Raw genomic sequence first — 2,085 nt, 5'->3', positions numbered from 1 at the left:
GTCTACGTGGCGATGCCGGACGGCAGTTGGCAGGGCAACCCGGTCAACCCGTGGGACCTGGACGATGGTTACCCGCCGGAGCCGGACGACCCAGAGCAATGGCGGAGGATACGAGATTCGAACTCGTGAGGGGTTGCCCCCAACACGCTTTCCAAGCGTGCGCCCTAGGCCACTAGGCGAATCCTCCGCCGCAAACAATACAAGACGTTGAGGGGTGCTCGCGAACACGTTCCCCGGGAGATCGTCAGGACGGGGCCGCGCGGTCGGATCGGGGGGACTCCGGGGCCGGGTGGGTGGACCTGGAGGGGTGGGGATCGGCTAAGGTGGGCGTCAGCCCCTCACGTGGCGCTATCTGACTGAACTCCCCCAGGGCCGGAAGGCAGCAAGGGTAGGTTGGCTCTGGCGGGTGCGTGGGGGGCCCTTGTGTTTTCCGGGCCCCTTCGGGCGGCCGTCCGGGAGGGCGGCCTCGGGTCGCCGACGGCGGGGTGTCCCCGTGGGCCGCTCGGTTCCCGGGAGCCGAACGCCCCCCGGTGTGTGATCTACGCCTCGTCGACTGGCCGGCGGTCCGGTGTGACCGGGGTCCCCGGTCGTGGGGGGCCGATGCGGAGCCGGTTGTCGGCGCGTCCCGATAACCTCGTAACTGTGTCGTCCCTTGCGCTGTACCGCCGCTACCGCCCCGAGTCGTTCGCCGAGGTCATCGGTCAGGAGCATGTCACTGACCCGCTCCAGCAGGCCCTGCGTAACAACCGGGTCAATCACGCGTACCTGTTCAGCGGGCCGCGTGGTTGTGGAAAGACGACCAGCGCGCGCATTCTCGCCCGCTGCCTGAACTGTGAGCAGGGGCCGACGCCGACGCCGTGCGGGACGTGTCAGTCCTGCCAGGACCTGGCGCGCAACGGCCCGGGTTCGATCGACGTCATCGAGATCGACGCGGCTTCGCACGGTGGCGTGGACGACGCCCGTGACCTGCGCGAGAAGGCGTTCTTCGGGCCGGCTTCCAGCCGCTACAAGATCTACATCATCGACGAGGCGCACATGGTCACCCCGGCAGGGTTCAACGCCCTGCTGAAGGTGGTCGAGGAGCCGCCGGAGCACCTCAAGTTCATTTTCGCGACGACCGAGCCCGAGAAGGTCATCGGCACGATCCGGTCGCGTACGCACCACTACCCCTTCCGGCTCGTCCCGCCCGGGACCCTGCGGTCGTACCTCGCGGAGGTCTGCGGCAAGGAGAACAGCGCGGTCGAGGACGGTGTGCTGCCGCTCGTCGTACGCGCCGGGGCCGGGTCCGTCCGTGACTCGATGTCCGTCATGGACCAGTTGCTGGCCGGTGCGGGCGACGACGGCGTGACGTACGCCATGGCGACCTCGCTGCTCGGCTACACGGACGGGTCGCTGCTCGACTCGATGGTGGACGCCTTCGCGGCCGGCGACGGTGCCGCGGCCTTCGAGGTCGTGGACCGGGTGATCGAGGGCGGCAACGACCCGCGCCGGTTCGTCGCCGACCTGCTGGAGCGGCTGCGTGACCTGGTGATCCTGGCGGCCGTGCCGGACGCCGGGGAGAAGGGGCTCATCGACGCCCCCGCCGACGTGGTGGAGCGGATGTCGGACCAGGCGTCCGTCTTCGGCGCCGCCGAGCTGAGCCGCGCCGCCGACCTCGTCAACCAGGGGCTGACGGAGATGCGCGGCGCGACCTCGCCGCGCCTCCAGGTGGAGCTGATCTGCGCCCGGGTGCTGTTGCCCGCCGCCTTCGACGACGAGCGGTCGTTCCAGGCGCGGCTGGACCGCCTGGAGCGCGGCGGCGCCTTCGCGGCAGGGGCAGCAGGGGCAGGGACGGGCCCGGGCATGGCCGCACCGGTGCAGGCCGCCCCGCCCGGAGTGGGGTACGTGCCCGGGCTGGAGGCACATCCGCCCATGCCGCCCGCACCCGCGGCCCCGTACAACCCGCCCGCGCCCGCCGCCGCACCGTACGAAGCTCCGGTGGCGCAGGCACCCGCGCCGTCCGCCGAGTACGGGCAGCAGCCTCCGGCCGAGGTGCCGCCCGCCGCTCAGCGGCCCGGTGCCTGGCCCACACCGGCCGCTGCCGGT

1 protein-coding gene, 1 tRNA gene and 1 other RNA gene are annotated in these 2,085 nt (G+C 71.6%); 2 read left to right on the top strand and 1 reads right to left on the bottom strand.

Going from position 1 to position 2,085, the window contains the following annotated elements:
- Positions 1-99: 99 nt before the first annotated feature.
- Positions 100-187, bottom strand: a tRNA-Ser gene (locus ACWD3D_RS36440).
- A gap of 143 nt (positions 188-330) precedes the next feature.
- Between ACWD3D_RS36440 and ffs the strand changes: the two genes are divergently transcribed.
- Both ffs and ACWD3D_RS36430 read left to right on the top strand, forming a co-directional pair.
- Positions 331-425, top strand: an RNA gene (gene ffs, locus ACWD3D_RS36435) — signal recognition particle sRNA small type.
- A 217-nt stretch (positions 426-642) separates the two neighbouring features.
- Positions 643-2,085, top strand: a 1,443-nt coding sequence (locus ACWD3D_RS36430; protein ID WP_451464941.1) for a DNA polymerase III subunit gamma and tau, incomplete at its 3' end; no start/stop codon positions are given.

The organism is Streptomyces sp. NPDC002690, from assembly GCF_053592415.1.
This window is presented reverse-complemented; position numbering and strand designations above follow the sequence as displayed.